This is a genomic window from Blautia sp. TM10-2 (assembly GCF_003480845.1).
Taxonomy (GTDB): domain Bacteria; phylum Bacillota; class Clostridia; order Lachnospirales; family Lachnospiraceae; genus Fusicatenibacter; species Fusicatenibacter saccharivorans.
Genome location: NZ_QUJZ01000002.1, coordinates 98,104 through 112,999, shown reverse-complemented (window position 1 = coordinate 112,999; position 14,896 = coordinate 98,104). Strand labels below are relative to the sequence as shown.

Genomic DNA, 14,896 nt, shown 5'->3' with positions numbered 1-14,896 from the left:
GTTGCTATTTTTCTGCTTCTGTTTTTCGTCTAGTTGCAATGTACTGCTTCAAAAATTCATACATCTGCTCATCGGTCGGTGGGCAGCCTTTCAGATTGTATTTAAACCCTGAAGTACAACTTCCCACACCAAGCGCCCCGCTCTTTCCCCGGTATCCCTGCCCGATGCAGATTTTTTCGTGGAGTTCCTGCAGCAGTCCTTCCTCCTTCAGCCGGTCGAGCGCCGGGATCAGATAGCCGTAGCAGGCACTGCAGGACTCAACTTCCTCTACGGCATCCTGCAGTTCCACGATCTTCCGTTTTTCCGGAATCACTCTTTTTTCACCAATTTCGCCAATTTGGCGGATTGAAAGCCGTGTGAGATCAGCGCTGCCCACGCCCAACTCTTCTGCCATTTTGACATACGGGACATCTTCTGGCTTATAATGCAGTTCCGCGCAGACATATGCATCGATCAACACCGGATCTAACCCAGCGAAAAGGCGATTCATAATAAACGGATTACCGCCATCCTCAAAGTCAAGGTCTCCGCAGATATTATCCACCAAAATAAAATCCTGATGAATCCCCAGCCCCAGATGCGCAATTGGCCGATGAAGTCCCATGGCATGAAAATGACGTTTTTCTTTATTCGGCAAGAGACCTTTCATATTTTTCAGTGCGCAGGTAATTTTAGTCTGGCAATGGCCTTTCATGACCGGGACATTGATCATAAAATCCACCTTTTTCGCACATTCGCAAATCTGAAGTTCCATATCACCACACTGCACCGGCATGCTTTTTTCCTTCTGCGCATCGATAAGCGGAACGCCGTACTGTTCCGAAAGCATACGGTATCCACAGACCTCAAACGATTCCTCTGTCTTATCCCCGACCCAGGAACCTTCCATGATTTGAAGGTTAGTAAATCCGTTTTCCTGAAGATATTCGATGATCCCCGCAACCACCTCCGGATGTGTCGTCCCTCCAAACTCCGCCGGGACAGGTGCTACCAGATTTGGCTTAATACCGATGAGACTGACCTTCGAAGGAATGAGCGTAGCTAAGGCACATTTGTTCAAAAGCTGTTTTGTCATTTCTTTATATTCCATTCCCTGTATCTGGATAATTTCGTTTTTATTCATTTAGTATTGCGGCCCCTTTATTCTGATTTGATTTTTTCTGACATTCGATATTCTTTAGTATATAATAGTTACTGCTTTCTTTCAACTCATCCAAAAACAAAATCATTTCCTGTGAACTGTAACCATTCCCGTCAGCTCCAGCTTCATAGAAAATTAAGCACTGTATGCTTGTAAGATTTCCAATCGCATTGTATAATAAATGGAAAACGGTACACAGAAAAAGTACCTCATCAGAAAGGAACTGTCATGAGTTTTGAAGATGATTTAAAGGATGTCGGCGACAGTATTGGAAAGCTTGTGGATAACGCTGTAAATTCTCAGGATTTTCAGGAATTAAACCGGAAGATTTCAGACACCATCAACCAGTTTGTCTACCCAAACCGGAAGGGACCATTCCGTGCAAATGGCACACAGGAGCCGTCCCGCGGCTATTCCGCAGATACTTCCTACAGCAGCCAGCATTCTTCCCATAATAATACAGCGCAGCAGACCGGACCGCATCACTATTCCTACGGGCCGGGAGGCACGATGCCGGGTAAGAGCGCGAACCCGGTTCCCAAACCTTCCCATACCTGGCAGACCTCCCAGAATACGGAATGGAACAGCCGCATACAAGAACGCCGTGTACTGCGCGAGCGCTTTATGCCATCCACCGATCTTGCACTTGTCGGCGGATTTCAGACGGCCGCCGGCTGGGGTGTCACCGGACTGTTCGGCTGCTGCACAGCGCTTAGTCTGTATTCCTTATTTGCAGGTCCAGACAACAGCGCGCTGATTCCTTCTCTTATTTTTGCCGCATTTACCATCGGCGGCGGCATTCTTCTGAAAAAGGGAAGTAAAAACCGGCGTCTGGTCCGCCATTTCCGCCAGATCTGTACGCTGATCGGCACAAAGGAATATATTTCCACGAAAGAACTCTGCGACAGTATGCACTGTGAGAAAGGTGAGCTTCTGACCGATATTACGACCATGATTGATAAATCCATGCTGCGCCAGGGCCACCTCGACGAGAATGGTACCTGTCTGATGGTAACAAATGACTGCTACGACCAGTACCGCGCAATGCTCGCCAGCCAGAAGGAACAGCAGATTGCTGAGCAGAAAGCACGTGAACAGCTGGAGGCCTCCGGTGTAACGCCGGAATACCAGCAGATGCTGGAAGAATGTGAATCTTATATTCAGAAGATCCATCAGTGCAACCTGGATCTGCCGGGTGAAGTCATCACAGCCAAGCTGAGCCGTCTCGAAACGGTTGTTACCCGGATTCTCGAGGAGGCAAAAAAGCGCCCAAAAGAAGCCGCCGCCCTGCGGAAATTTATGGATTACTATATGCCGACAACCTGGAAGCTGCTCGACGCTTACCGTTCCTTTGAGAACGAACCAATTCAAAGCGACAATATCCTCCGAACCAAGAAGGAAATCGAGGACACACTGGATACCATCAATGCCGCATTCGAAAAGCTGCTTGATGATCTGTTCCAGACAACGGCATGGGATATTTCTTCTGATATCTCTGTTCTGCAGACGATGCTGGCGCAGGAGGGACTGACAAATCAGGCAGGTCCGTCAAAGCAGGATATTGAGCCGCTTCACATGTAACTATTCAAAGCTATACAATTGAAATCAAATCACCGGTTACGTTTCCGTACCGAAGAAAAGGAGAATAGAAAACATGAATGATTTTGTAAAGGACACCACTGAAATTCCAAGCTTAAGTTTCGGCGCTCCGGAGCCGGAACCGGAACTTCCGGTACAGCAGCCGGAAGAAAAGAAAGAGGTCATGGATGATTCTGTTCTGTCCGACGAACAGAAAGCCATGGTGAATGCCTTTGTTTCCCAGATTGATCTTGCCAATACAAACGGCATTCTGCAGTACGGTGCCGGTGCACAGAAGAAAATGGCAGACTTTTCCGAGAAAACGCTGGAGAACGTCAGAAGCAAAGATCTCGGGGAAATCGGCGATCTGCTCACCTCTGTTGTGACAGAGCTGAAAACGTTTGACGCAGAAGAAGAAAAGGGACCATTCTCTTTCTTTAAGAAAAGCACGAACAAAATCAATGCAATGAAAGCGAAGTATGACAAGGCAGAGGTGAATGTCAATAAAATCTGTGACGTGCTCGACGGCCACCAGCGGCAGCTTCTGAAAGACATTGCCATTCTGGATCAGATGTATGCACAGAACCTGAATTATTTTAAAGAGCTAACCATGTACATTCTCGCTGGAAAGAAAAAGCTGGAGCTGGTACGTTCCACAGAACTCCGTGATCTGCAGAATAAAGCGCAGATGACCGGAAAGGCCGAAGATGCACAGGCTGCCAAGGATCTCGAAGATCTCTGCAACCGATTTGAGAAGAAACTGTATGATCTGGAACTAACCCGTATGGTTTCGATCCAGACAGCGCCGCAGATCCGCATGATTCAGAACAGCGATTCTGTAATGGCCGAAAAGATCCAATCCACACTCGTCAACACCATTCCGCTCTGGAAAAACCAGATGATCATTGCACTCGGCGTTCATCACTCGACTGAGGCTGCCAAAGCACAGCGCCAGGTTTCGGATATGACAAATGAGCTTCTGAAAAAGAATGCGGAGAATCTGAAGATGGCAACGATCGAGACTGCAAAAGAATCTGAGCGCGGTATCGTCGATATGGAAACCTTAAAACAGACGAACCAGAGCCTGATCTCTACCCTCGATGAAGTGATGAAGATTCAGGAGGACGGCCGCCAGAAACGTGCCGCCGCTGAAGTTGAGCTGGTACAGCTCGAAAATGATATTAAGAAAAAAATGCTGGAGCTTTCTGCAGGCGGACAGCACTGATACTTTTTGTATTCTATATAAAAAAACGGAGAAGCCGCTTTTTCTGTGGTTTCTCCGTTTTTTACGTCCTGTCTTACCCTTATCTCGGGCGTTCTGCCTTTTCATTCTTTCTTCGGTATTCCGTGAAATAAAATTCAATATCAAAGCAGGTCTGCTCATCGCCCTCTTCTACCATCTCCCAATCCGGTGATTCGTCAAGATCCTCAAAGAAGGTATCCGCCTGATACGTCATGTCAATTCGTGTGACGTATGCCGTATCACAGTATGGGAGAAGCTGACAGTAAATTTCTCCGCCGCCCGCAACATAAATATCGTCGTCCTCATACGGCTTTAACACTTCCATCAGCTCTTTGATACTGTGGACAACGGTTGCGCCGCGGACATTCCATTCCGGATCACGGCTTAAAATAATATTCGTTCTGCCTTTTAAGGGCTGCCCTGCCGGGAGTGTAGCAAGTGTCTTTCTTCCCATCACGACAACGTGTCCCATCGTAGTTTCACGGAAGAACCGCAGATCAGACGGAATACTTACCAGCAGCCGTCCCTGATATCCCAGACCCCATTTGCGGTCCGCACTTAAAATTGCTTTCATTTTGTTTCCTCTTTCTGTGTTATTTTCTCATCCATACTGCCGGAACGGAACCCTTCCAGATCCATCGTCAGGTAAGAAAAGCCGAGCTTTTTCAGATATGCAATCATTTCTTCTCTCTTCTCAAGCACTTCCCCCATACGCTCCGGTGCAATTTCAAGACGCACCACATCGCCATGTACACGCAGGCGGAGATTCTCTTCCGCACCGAACAGCGTATGAAGCCATGCTTCGCCGTCCGCAATCCGATCCAGAACGTCATAGTTAATTTCTGCCCCGTAGGGAAGGCGTGTCGCCATACATGGAGTGGATGGACGGTGTGCTACGGAAACGCCGTACTTTGCGGCAAGTGCTTTTACCTCTGTTTTTGTCACATGACACGCTGCAAGCGGGCTGATAACACCATATTCTCTCAGCGCTTTTCGCCCCGGCCGGTAGACATGAAGGTCATCCTCATTTGTTCCGTCGAGTACCTGGGTGACACCGTGATCGCGGGCAAATTCCAGAAGTTTCCCAAATAGATAGTGCTTACAGAGATAGCAGCGGTTTTCCGGATTGTAACGGATTGCCTCCTGCTCCAGCTCATCAACAAAAAGGACCTCATGAACAGCGCCAACCTCCTTTGCTACTCTTGTCGCTGTCTCCAGGTCGCAGGGCGGATGCAGCCGTGTCTGAAAGGTTACTGCATAAACCTTTGTTCCATATTTTGCAGATGCATCCATGACAAGCTTCAGCAGCAGACTGCTGTCCACACCGCCGGAGAATGCCAGACAGAGATCCTGTTTTGCAATCTCGTCAAGTTGGGTAAGCAATGCCTTTTCCTTATTCTGCATATCTGTTTTCTGTTCTGTCCGGTTCTTTTTCTTTTCCTGTAATTCCATCGTATCTGTCTTCCTTTCCTGTAAAATGGCCGATGTCTTCTTATCAGAAAATCCATCGGCGGCACTGCTGCCCCGATGGATTTTCTCATACAGGTATTCCTGTTCTATTTTTTATCGATATGTCGGATCGCTTCCGAAAGCACCGCCTGTCCAGGTATAACGGGTCGGGTTTGTCAGCGGATAATCCAGATTGTCGCCAATGCGGACCGTTGTTCCGCTGCTGACGTTATCATAAATCCATTTTGCATCGATTGCAGTCAGTCTGACACAACCATGTGACATCGGTGATCCCAGGGAATTGAAGTCTACGGCAGAGATCATATTCAGATCCGGTGTGCTGCTTGCTACGCCATGGAAGTAAACAGCGTCATAAATCTGTGATACATATGGTGCCCAGCACACATAATCTTCACCTCTCATTTGCTTCTTTTTCAACTGCCAGCCGATTTTATATGTTCCTGCTGCAGTGTAACTGATTGGATTTCCTACGGAGCAGATCATTGATTTGATCGGGGTATCGTAAGAACCGGTTGCACTGTTATAGCCGTAAATGGTGACACGTCCGCGGGTTCTGTCTACTGTGATGTATTTGGATGACGGATTGAAGATGCTTGTCACATCCTCCATCAAAGAACCGTCTGCTTTGCGGTAACGGCGGTATTTTCCGATGTACTCCCATCCTTCCGTGATTCTGCGTCCGGAAGCATCGAATTTGTACTGTTTTCCATTGATCGTAGCGGTGCAGTTCTGATATCTTCCGCCCCAGCTGCGGAAATAATACTGAGAACCGTTCAGTGTCAGCCACTGATCATGGTACATGCCGCCCCAGCTCTTGAAGTAGTACCAGTTCTTATCATGAAGAATCCACTCGTCATGTGCCATGCCGCCCCAGCTCTTCATGTAATAATAGTTACCGTCATGGTAAACCCAGCCGGTCAGCATTTTTCCATCTTTATCCAGATAATAATAATTTTTATCATAGAGGAACCAGCCTTTTTGCGTCCGTTTGGTTCCATCTGCATTAAACCAGTACCAGGTATCGCCGGACTTGCCCCATTCGTTTTTATACATACCACCCCAGCTCTTGAAGTAGTATTTTCCATCGAGCCATTCATTGGCAAGCATGGTTCCATCGGATTTCAGATAATACTTATTTCCTTTGTAGGTCAGCCAGCCGCTGGTATATTTCTTTCCATTTCCGTCAAAATAATACCATACATTGTTGACTTTTGCCCATGCGTTTTTGTAGGCCGCACCCCAGCTGCGGAAGTAATAGGTGTTATCCAGCCACTCATTAAAAGCCATTTTTCCATCGGCTTTCAGATAATAGCTGTTTCCATTGTAATCCAGCCAGGAATTCGTCAGCAGTTTTCCGCCGTCTGCAGTTGCCCAGTACCAGATTGTCTGCGTGCTGGTTTTAATTTTTTTCCATCCTGTTGTCGTCGAAACGGCTCCGTCAGCACCAACGTAATAATAATTTCCATTATAGCTTCCAACATCGTTGACACACATGCCGCCCCAGCTCTTGAAGAGATACATGGTTCCGTTCACATTCAGCGCGTTGTCTTCCATATGACCGTCTTCATGGAGATAATATTTATTTCCATCGTAATTGAACCAGCCTGTCCGTACGCCGCCCCAGCTGCAGAAGCTGTACCATTTTCCATCAATCTGTGCCCAGCCGGATTTATTTTTCTGATTACCGGTTTCCATCTCGAAACTTCCATCTTTCAAATTTCCGTTTGCATCAAAGGAAGCTGGTTTCATATAGTAGATTGCTGTATCTACCTTTTGCCATCCTGAAAGAAGTTCCCCTGTTTCCGCATCCACTAAGTACCAGTTAGAGCCAACCGTCAACCAGCTTACCGTACGATCTCCCTGCTGATACGCATTGTGATTTCCAAGAGATACAGTGCTGTCTTCTGCATTCAGATAATAGGTATGCGTTACATTGTTTTCATCAACAACAGTCTGGAAACCTGCCTCTTTTACGCGGGTTCCATCATTGCCAAACAGATATGTTACATCTCCTACTTTCTGAGTTGTGCTCCAGACTGCATAGCCTTCTTCATCGGCATAGTAATCATCCACACTGCCATCCTCAAATTTGATGGTAACAAGTTCATTTTTTTTCAGTTCCGGTGCAAATACTTTTCCTTCACAAATACCCTGCTGTCTCGAACCAAGTTCATCTTTTGCAGGATCTTCCCCTTCTGTCTCAAAGTAGTAGATTCCGGTTTTTCCATCTTCATCCGTCAGCTCTACTTCACCGGTCAGCATATAGCCATTTTCGTCAAACGCATAATCGACGCCGTCGATTTCTATTGGTCCGGTAGCAGCTACCACCTTATTATTCTCATCCAGAACTCCGTACTGAAACTGTTTCTTTCCATCTTTTTCAACGCTGTTCCAGCCTTCCTTCAGATTACTTACTTCCGGAGCCGGAGTTGCGCTCGGCGTCGGTGTCTCGGAAGGGGTCTCAGTTGGTGTTACGGTTGGTGTTGCGGTCGGTGCCTCGGTTGGAGCCGGAGTCTCACTCGGTGTAACCTCTGGGGTCTCAGTTGGCGCCGGAGTCGGAGTCGTTTCTTCGTCTTCGGCCTGAGCTACAGTATCACTTTCCGAATTTACCGGTAATGGACTGGTTTCTGTAGAAGCTGCATATGCACCGGCTGGTGTAACACTTACCATGACGCCAAGTACGGCTGCGGCCAGAAACTTTCTTTTCATTCTTATTCATCCTCCCATTTTTTTACTCTTATACAATTTATAGCTTACTACATTTTTCCATCTATTTCAAGTTATCCGCCGGTAAAATACCTTACAAATTTCTTATGGTTTTTTCCTGTTTTTCGGGCAGAAAAAACCTCCTGACCCCGGTTTTCTGACCGGAAACAGAAGGCTTTTTACTGTTCTTTTATTCGTTTACCGTGGTAGATCCATAGATCTCTGTCTGAAGTCTCGAGATGGTTGCTGCGAAGTCCGGAACAAGCATCTCACCCTTGCTGGAGTACAAGTCGTCGTACGGTACACGGCTCTGTACAATCTCGTAGGACAGAATTGTCGGCAGCTCTCCGATCAATGTCATCAATGTAGACTGATCAATGTTATGGGTAACACTTGGAAGAATGGTATCCGCCAGTGCACTCAGTTCTGTTACGCTTGACGATTTCATTTTCTGCATCATCTTGCTTAAAACCTCTCGCTGACGCTCCGTTCTCTGATAATCAGAATTTCCAACGTAACGGATTCTTGCATATGCAACTGCCTGATAGCCATCCACATGCTGCTCTCCGCCTGCTGTATACTGATGGGCGGAAGCATCCACATTACGGAGTCTGCACATTTCATCAACATATTGGTTCGCTACACGGATTTCATCATCGCTCGGCGAAAGCTCGATTCCGCCGATGGCATCGATAATGTCAATCATGGAATCGAAGTCAACACTTGCATAATTGTCAATCGGCAGTTTGTAGTTGTCCTCGATGGTTCGTACAACCAGCGGACCGCCGCCATATGCGCAGGCTGCATTCAGTTTTTTCACACCGACATCCGGGATATTTGCATACAGGTCACGCATAAAGGATGTCATGTGGATCTGTTTTGTATCTTTATTGATGGACATCAGAATCATGGAATCGGAGTTTCCATACCACGTTTTGTCACGACGGTCAACACCGATCAGCAGAATGTTGTACACGTTATTGTTGTTTGGAAGTTCAATGTCCTGTGTCTCATTTAAAATCTCAGACTGCAGGGCATCCGTCTCCTCATCAGTCAACCCGGTACTTTCTGTCTCAACCTCTGTGGATTTATTGATCGTGATTTTATCATCGCTTACGTAGTTACTCTTGCTGTAATAGTGATTGATTACAGCATAGACACCGACGAGCACAACCAGTACAACTACGAGAAGGATGGTGAGCACATTAACCCAGCCGAATTTCTTCTTTTTCTTTCCTGAGGAATGGCGTCTTTCCGGGATTTCATCCTCGTCATCATATTCTTTTCTCATAACGACCTCTTTCATTTTCTTATTTTCCGGTATTTTCCAGCCGGATATCGTTTATAATATAGTCAAAAAACGGACTGCTGTCAAGTGTGCAGTCCGTTTTGATTGATTTCCGTTTGCAGTTTTTTTCCTACCGCTGCATTTTCTCCCACTGGTTCAGTGCAGCCTCAATGACTTTGTCCATATCGTAATACTTGTATTCTCCAAGTCTTCCGCCAAAGATAACCTTCTCTTCTTTTTCCGCAAGTGCGGCATATTTCTGATAAAGTTCCTGGTTTCTGGCATCATTCACCGGGTAGTACGGCTCCATCCCCTCTTTCCAGTCGGTGGAATACTCTCTGGAAATGACGGTCTTTTTCTGGGTTCCGAATTCGAAATGCTTGTGTTCGATCACACGCGTATACGGTGTCTCCCGATCGGTGTAGTTTACTACAGCTACGCCCTGATAATTGTCGGTATCCAGCACTTCTGTTTCAAAGCGCACCGTACGGTATTCCAGCTTGCCAAGTGCATAATCGTAAAACGCATCAATCGCTCCGGTGTAAATCACCGTCTCACCCATCGCCAGGTACTTTTCTTTATCTTCCAGAAAATCAATACCTGTCTGTACATCCGCTTTTTCAAAAAGCCGCTCTGTCAGAACGTTATAGCCTCCAATCGGAATTCCCTGATAAAGGTCATTGAAATAGTTGTTGTCATACGTAAAGCGCACCGGAAGCCGTTTGATGATAAAGCTCGGCAGCTCACTGCAGTCTCTTCCCCACTGCTTTTCTGTATAACCCTTAACCAGCTTTTTATAAATATCTTTTCCAACCAGTTTGATCGCCTGCTCTTCCAGATTTTTCGGCTCTCCCGGAACAGCTTTTCTCTGCTCTTCGATGATTGTTTTCGCCTCTTCCGGTGTGCGGATTCCCCACATTTTACTGAAGGTATTCATATTGAACGGCATATTATAAATTTCGCCTTTGTAGTTGGCAATCGGCGAGTTTGTATAACGGTTGAATTCTGCCAGCGAATTGACAAACTGCCACACCTCTTTATTCGAAGTATGGAAAATATGCGCTCCATACTTGTGTACATGAATTCCATCGATTTCTTCGCAGTAAATATTTCCGCCTGTATGATCTCTTCGTTCCAGTACAAGACAGCTTTTCCCTGTCTGACCGGCAAGATAAGCAATCACTCCGGAATACAGACCGGCGCCAACCAGAACATAATCATATTTCTTCATTGTTCTTTCTCCTTACAGTTCTTCCCCAAGTCCCGTCCGGATGGAATTGACAAGGAACTGCAGAGCTTCCTCCTCGTCCTCTCCCTCGCAGAACAGCTCAATTTCGTCTCCGCATTTGACGCATGCGCCAAGGACGCTTAAGACGCTCTTTGCATTTGCTGTATTTCCATCTCCGTAGTGGAATGTAATAGATGATTTAAACTGCATCGCCTGTTTGCACAGGGTTCCGGCCGGGCGAAGATGAAGGCCGGTTGGATTTTTCACGGTCACTTTTCCGCTTACCATTGGTTTCCCTCCTAATTTGTTCCTGTCGTTTTATTTGCTACTGCTTTTTCTTTGATATGAATCGTTGTCTTGACACTGTCTACGAGCTCATAGCCATCCGGCAGTGTGATTTTTACCGGTACCTCGTAATCCCCGACACCCATTCCATTCAGATCTATGGATGCGTTGATCTGGGAAGTATCTAATTTGGCCAGATTTTTGTCCGATGCTTTAATGCGGATTGCAAGCTGTGTCTGATCATACAGAACGGTATAAGTGGACTGAAGATTGCCCGTCTCGATCTGATCGACATCAAGTTCAAATTCCCTGCTCTCATTCGGCATAACCGTTACGTGAACGGTAACGGATGCAGACGAACTGGAAGATACTTTCAGATCTGTCACATCGGCGAGAACATCGCTTAAGTCAACCGTCGTCTCCACATCGGAGCGCTGTCCTGCAACGGAGGTATAGTCTTCCGGAATTTCAATCGTATTGCCTTCATCCGCCAGCTTTGCAAGTGCCTCATCGGATCCGGCAACGGTGATTTCCTCCGGTGTGGTATAGATATTTTTAATCTGATAGCCGTCTGCCGGAGTTCCGCTGTACAGTGCACTCAGCTTAATACCGGATACACGGCGCCACAGTTCAATATCCACATCCACCTGCGGGGAGCCGCTGTCGAAATTCAAAAATTCCATCTGGGATTCCGGCATCTCATCCTGGTTTTTATCAATAATCATCAGATCCGCCGTGACGGTTCCGGAATTCCGCATATTGGTTACATCTACTTTTGCCACCACACTGCTGATCTTATTGATCAGGGACGTCGGGCCGGAAATGGTGATGCTCTCCGGATCGGAAGTCATCGTTCCCACTTCGTAATCTTTTGCCGGTTTCGTATTTCCTGCGTCAATTGTGATCGGGAATTTTTCGCTGTCCACATCCTCGATTTCCACAGGGATCGTTGCTGTCACTGTGCTCAGTTTTTCCTGTTTTACCATGGAGCACGCTGCCTTGATCGGCACATAAACCGGGTTTGTATCCATCGTCACAATCTGGGTCAGATCGGCCGTGACAGTGATATCCGATGCTTTCAGCCGGCTGACAACCGAGTTGTTGTCCGTGACAGTAACCGTGACCGTCTGGTATTCCTCCGCAATCTGGTATGTTTTCTTTCCGGCTGCGATGTAGGCTTCATTGGTCACCTGCACGGGGACATCAAAGCGCTCTTTCACAATCGGGTCATTCACACTGACCACAACGTACCAGATTACAATGGCAATCAGGATAGAAAGAATTTTCAAAGGGAGATTGTTCAGAAGCTTTTTCAGAATTTTCTTTTTCATTTCTTCTCTCCCTCCACTTTCTGACGCATTCCACGGATATGCCATCCTTTCTTCTCTTCCGGTTTTTTCGCGAGCTTCTGGATTTTGTGAAGCTGCTCCCGAAGGTCGCTCGGTGTTACTGCCGTGTGGAGTTCTCCGCCGGAAGCATACGACACATTTCCGGTTTCCTCGGAGACAATAATCGTAAAGGAATCCGTCACCTCACTGATGCCGACACCTGCACGGTGGCGTGTTCCAAGATTCTTGTTCAGATCCATGTTGTCGGACAGCGGCAGGTAACATGTTGCTGCCGTGACACGGTTGTTCCGTACAATCACGGCTCCGTCGTGCAGCGGCGTATTGTGTTCGAAAATATTGATCAGCAGCTGGCTGGTCAGAACGCCGTCAATCGGGATTCCGGTCTTTTCATATTCCTCCAGGGTGATGGTCTTTTCGATGACGATCAGCGCTCCGGTCTTTACTTCTCCCATTTCAAAACTGGCCCTTACCAGTTCATTGATGGTTTTGTCACTGAACCGTTCATTTTCCTCCTGGCCGCTCGCAAAAGAAATGGCAGACAGCGGATTCTTTTCTCCAATCTGCTCGACCACTCTTCGAAGCTCCGGCTGAAAGATAATTACAACCGCTGTGATCGCCGCCCCGCCGATGTTTCCGAACAGCCACAGAATCGTCTGCATTTTCAGCACGTTTGCAATGATGACAAAGACACCAATCAGAAAAATACCTTTCATCAGCGTATAGGCCTTTGTATTCTGCAGCCAGCGGATCAGGTGATAGACGAAAAATGCAATGAGCAGAATCTGCACAATATCAATCAGTTCAATTTGTTTTGGCAGCCCGTAGTCTGCCGTTCTTGTGACAATCCAGTTCCACACGCCACGCACACTGTCACTTCCTTTCTTTTCCCACGGCCGGTTTTCTTCTGATTTTCAAAATTCTTTTAAAGATCCTTTAAGGTGTCCTCCAGCATGCTCTTATAATCCACATCCTGATAATCGCCCTCGTCCAGCGGCGGAATTTCTTCTTCCTGAATTTCTTCTGTTTCGTTTATTTCTTCTGTTTCGTTTATTTCTTCTATTTCTTCTTTTTCCTCGATCTCATCAAGATCCCTGCTGTTCCCGGATTCTTCTGTATGTCCAAGATTTGCCAGAGCATCGAGTTCCTCGTCTGTCAGATCCGGTTCTTTTTTCTTTTCATTCCGAATATAAGTCACACAGCGCTGTGCCTTTGTCACATTGAATTTTGGAACGGCTTTTACGTAGTAATAATAATCGTCGTCATCATATTCCAGGTATTCTGTCCGGGTGTAGTCTGCACCGAACAGGAAAAACTCCAGAACAAATCCAACCAGACAGCCGGCCGCCGCCCCGATCAGAACCATCGGGAGTGCAATCTGTACATCCAGTGCCAGGCTTCCGGCAATCATAATAACCGCATAGGCAACCGAACCTGCCACAATGGAAATCTGCCATGCATAGTCCGCACTGCTGTGGCGGATTGCATTGACAAGAAGTACGGTCAGTGCGCAGGCGATCAGAACCAGCAGCATTTCCTCATTGCGGAAGAGGCCGTTGAAAAATTCCTGTACGACTGCCGTGATCTCCGGTGCTTCCGCCGCATGAAGCAGCGGCTCCATTTTTCCGTGAATCATGTCGCACATATAGTAGACAACGACACCGCAGGCTGCTGAAAATGCAGAGAGCGGCGTGCCGGCAAGACCATAGGCAACCGGAACGGCAGATGGCACGTGAAGCCAGAATGCGAGCGGTGTCAAAAGGAGTGCCGGCGCATCCTTCGGCACAAAGCGAAGATATAGAAACCAGAGCACCAGCAGAACCAGCGCCGCAAGACCCGCGACTACCATGTGAAGTGCAAAGCAGTGACCGATGATCACCAGCATTGCAAGGAAAACCATTCCATTCAATGGCAGGATGGCGCAGATCAGTGACAGAATCAATACCACATACATGCTGTTCAGCATCTTCAGATAGCCGAGATTGGAATTAATACCACGAAATACAGCAAGAGCGAGCAGAAATTTCACAATCGGAAGTACGATTCCGCTGCAGGAGCCGTAAAACTCTTTTAATTTTTCTTTCAGTTCGATCAATACTGTCATGTTTCCTTCCTCCTGCGCCCGGATTTCTTCCCGCTTTTTTCCTGTTCCTCATATATGTTCTGCAGGTCATCCAGCTCTTTTCCATACCATTTCAGCTTTTTCTGTGCTCCCTGGTAACGGATCGTGCTGATCACATACACGGCAATGGAATAGACTGCCAGAAAACACAGATAGGACGCGATCAGACACCCTGCTGCAAACTGCAGGTCGATTGTGTCTATCTCGTCCACCAACCATTCAATATGATATAAGACTGCAACCGCAAGTACCAGAATGTATCCGATGGAAGCCAGAAAAAAATTTTTCAGAAGCTCTTTTCCGATGTAATCACTCCGAAAATAGCGGCCGATTCGTAAGGCATTTTTTTCTTCTTTTTTTTCAAAAAAAGCCAGTTTTGTCATCTGACGAATCCTTTTTTCGTCCAACATGCCTCTTGGTCTCCTCTTCCCGTTCTAAATTATGTTTATTTTACCATATGTTTCCGATATTGGAAAGCTATTCTCAAAA

At 46.9% G+C, this 14,896-nt stretch carries 13 protein-coding genes; 2 read left to right on the top strand and 11 right to left on the bottom strand.

What is annotated here, in order from left to right:
* Positions 1-4 precede the first annotated feature (4 nt).
* Entirely contained in the window at positions 5-1,123 is a 1,119-nt protein-coding gene (locus tag DXD92_RS02530; protein ID WP_117761066.1) for a DUF362 domain-containing protein, read from the bottom strand.
* A gap of 246 nt (positions 1,124-1,369) precedes the next feature.
* Between DXD92_RS02530 and DXD92_RS02525 the strand changes: the two genes are divergently transcribed.
* A complete protein-coding gene (locus DXD92_RS02525; protein ID WP_117761064.1) occupies positions 1,370-2,722 on the top strand; it encodes a 5-bromo-4-chloroindolyl phosphate hydrolysis family protein in 1,353 nt (450 codons plus the stop codon).
* Between the two features lie 73 nt (positions 2,723-2,795).
* The gene (locus tag DXD92_RS02520) at positions 2,796-3,944 is read left to right on the top strand and encodes a toxic anion resistance protein (RefSeq protein WP_117761062.1); all 1,149 of its coding nucleotides are present in this window, start codon (positions 2,796-2,798) and stop codon (positions 3,942-3,944) included.
* Between the two features lie 79 nt (positions 3,945-4,023).
* Here the strand turns inward: DXD92_RS02520 and DXD92_RS02515 are convergent, their stop codons facing one another.
* The 10 genes from DXD92_RS02515 to DXD92_RS02470 form a co-directional block, all read right to left on the bottom strand.
* Positions 4,024-4,536 (bottom strand): dihydrofolate reductase, encoded by a 513-nt coding sequence (locus DXD92_RS02515; RefSeq protein WP_117761060.1) that lies wholly within the window; start codon positions 4,534-4,536, stop codon positions 4,024-4,026.
* Positions 4,533-5,414 (bottom strand): ATP-dependent sacrificial sulfur transferase LarE, encoded by an 882-nt coding sequence (gene larE, locus DXD92_RS02510; RefSeq protein WP_330376945.1) that lies wholly within the window; start codon positions 5,412-5,414, stop codon positions 4,533-4,535. Before larE ends, DXD92_RS02515 begins: the two co-directional genes overlap by 4 nt.
* Before the next feature lie 111 nt (positions 5,415-5,525).
* Complete coding sequence (locus tag DXD92_RS02505; protein ID WP_117761058.1) at positions 5,526-8,141, bottom strand: L,D-transpeptidase family protein; 2,616 nt, start codon at positions 8,139-8,141, stop codon at positions 5,526-5,528.
* A gap of 187 nt (positions 8,142-8,328) precedes the next feature.
* Entirely contained in the window at positions 8,329-9,429 is a 1,101-nt protein-coding gene (locus DXD92_RS02500; protein WP_158565815.1) for an LCP family protein, read from the bottom strand.
* Between the two features lie 127 nt (positions 9,430-9,556).
* Positions 9,557-10,657, bottom strand: coding sequence for a UDP-galactopyranose mutase (gene glf, locus DXD92_RS02495; RefSeq protein WP_118639984.1), 1,101 nt, complete (start codon positions 10,655-10,657; stop codon positions 9,557-9,559).
* 12 nt (positions 10,658-10,669) lie between these two features.
* Positions 10,670-10,942, bottom strand: a complete 273-nt coding sequence (locus tag DXD92_RS02490) for an HPr family phosphocarrier protein (protein ID WP_022462230.1) — start codon at positions 10,940-10,942, stop codon at positions 10,670-10,672.
* An 11-nt stretch (positions 10,943-10,953) separates the two neighbouring features.
* On the bottom strand, positions 10,954-12,270 hold the full coding sequence (locus DXD92_RS02485) for a CdaR family protein (protein WP_158581751.1): 1,317 nt from the start codon (positions 12,268-12,270) through the stop codon (positions 10,954-10,956).
* Positions 12,267-13,154 (bottom strand): diadenylate cyclase CdaA, encoded by an 888-nt coding sequence (gene cdaA / locus DXD92_RS02480; RefSeq protein ID WP_330410111.1) that lies wholly within the window; start codon positions 13,152-13,154, stop codon positions 12,267-12,269. The genes DXD92_RS02485 and cdaA overlap by 4 nt, the downstream gene beginning before the upstream one ends.
* A gap of 56 nt (positions 13,155-13,210) precedes the next feature.
* Complete coding sequence (locus DXD92_RS02475; protein WP_118639982.1) at positions 13,211-14,389, bottom strand: hypothetical protein; 1,179 nt, start codon at positions 14,387-14,389, stop codon at positions 13,211-13,213.
* Positions 14,386-14,817, bottom strand: coding sequence for a hypothetical protein (locus DXD92_RS02470; protein WP_117509502.1), 432 nt, complete (start codon positions 14,815-14,817; stop codon positions 14,386-14,388). The genes DXD92_RS02475 and DXD92_RS02470 overlap by 4 nt, the downstream gene beginning before the upstream one ends.
* Positions 14,818-14,896 lie beyond the last annotated feature (79 nt).

Bases quoted from the DNA above. Each gene is read 5' to 3' on its own strand.
- DXD92_RS02485 (WP_158581751.1), bottom strand. From the start codon at position 12,270: ATGAAAAAGAAAATTCTGAAAAAGCTTCTGAACAATCTCCCTTTGAAA.
- DXD92_RS02470 (WP_117509502.1), bottom strand. From the start codon at position 14,817: ATGTTGGACGAAAAAAGGATTCGTCAGATGACAAAACTGGCTTTTTTT.
- DXD92_RS02515 (WP_117761060.1), bottom strand. From the start codon at position 4,536: ATGAAAGCAATTTTAAGTGCGGACCGCAAATGGGGTCTGGGATATCAG.
- DXD92_RS02530 (WP_117761066.1), bottom strand. From the start codon at position 1,123: ATGAATAAAAACGAAATTATCCAGATACAGGGAATGGAATATAAAGAA.
- DXD92_RS02500 (WP_158565815.1), bottom strand. From the start codon at position 9,429: ATGAGAAAAGAATATGATGACGAGGATGAAATCCCGGAAAGACGCCAT.
- DXD92_RS02520 (WP_117761062.1), top strand. From the start codon at position 2,796: ATGAATGATTTTGTAAAGGACACCACTGAAATTCCAAGCTTAAGTTTC.
- DXD92_RS02505 (WP_117761058.1), bottom strand. From the start codon at position 8,141: ATGAAAAGAAAGTTTCTGGCCGCAGCCGTACTTGGCGTCATGGTAAGT.
- DXD92_RS02525 (WP_117761064.1), top strand. From the start codon at position 1,370: ATGAGTTTTGAAGATGATTTAAAGGATGTCGGCGACAGTATTGGAAAG.
- glf (WP_118639984.1), bottom strand. From the start codon at position 10,657: ATGAAGAAATATGATTATGTTCTGGTTGGCGCCGGTCTGTATTCCGGA.
- DXD92_RS02475 (WP_118639982.1), bottom strand. From the start codon at position 14,389: ATGACAGTATTGATCGAACTGAAAGAAAAATTAAAAGAGTTTTACGGC.
- DXD92_RS02490 (WP_022462230.1), bottom strand. From the start codon at position 10,942: ATGGTAAGCGGAAAAGTGACCGTGAAAAATCCAACCGGCCTTCATCTT.
- larE (WP_330376945.1), bottom strand. From the start codon at position 5,414: ATGGAATTACAGGAAAAGAAAAAGAACCGGACAGAACAGAAAACAGAT.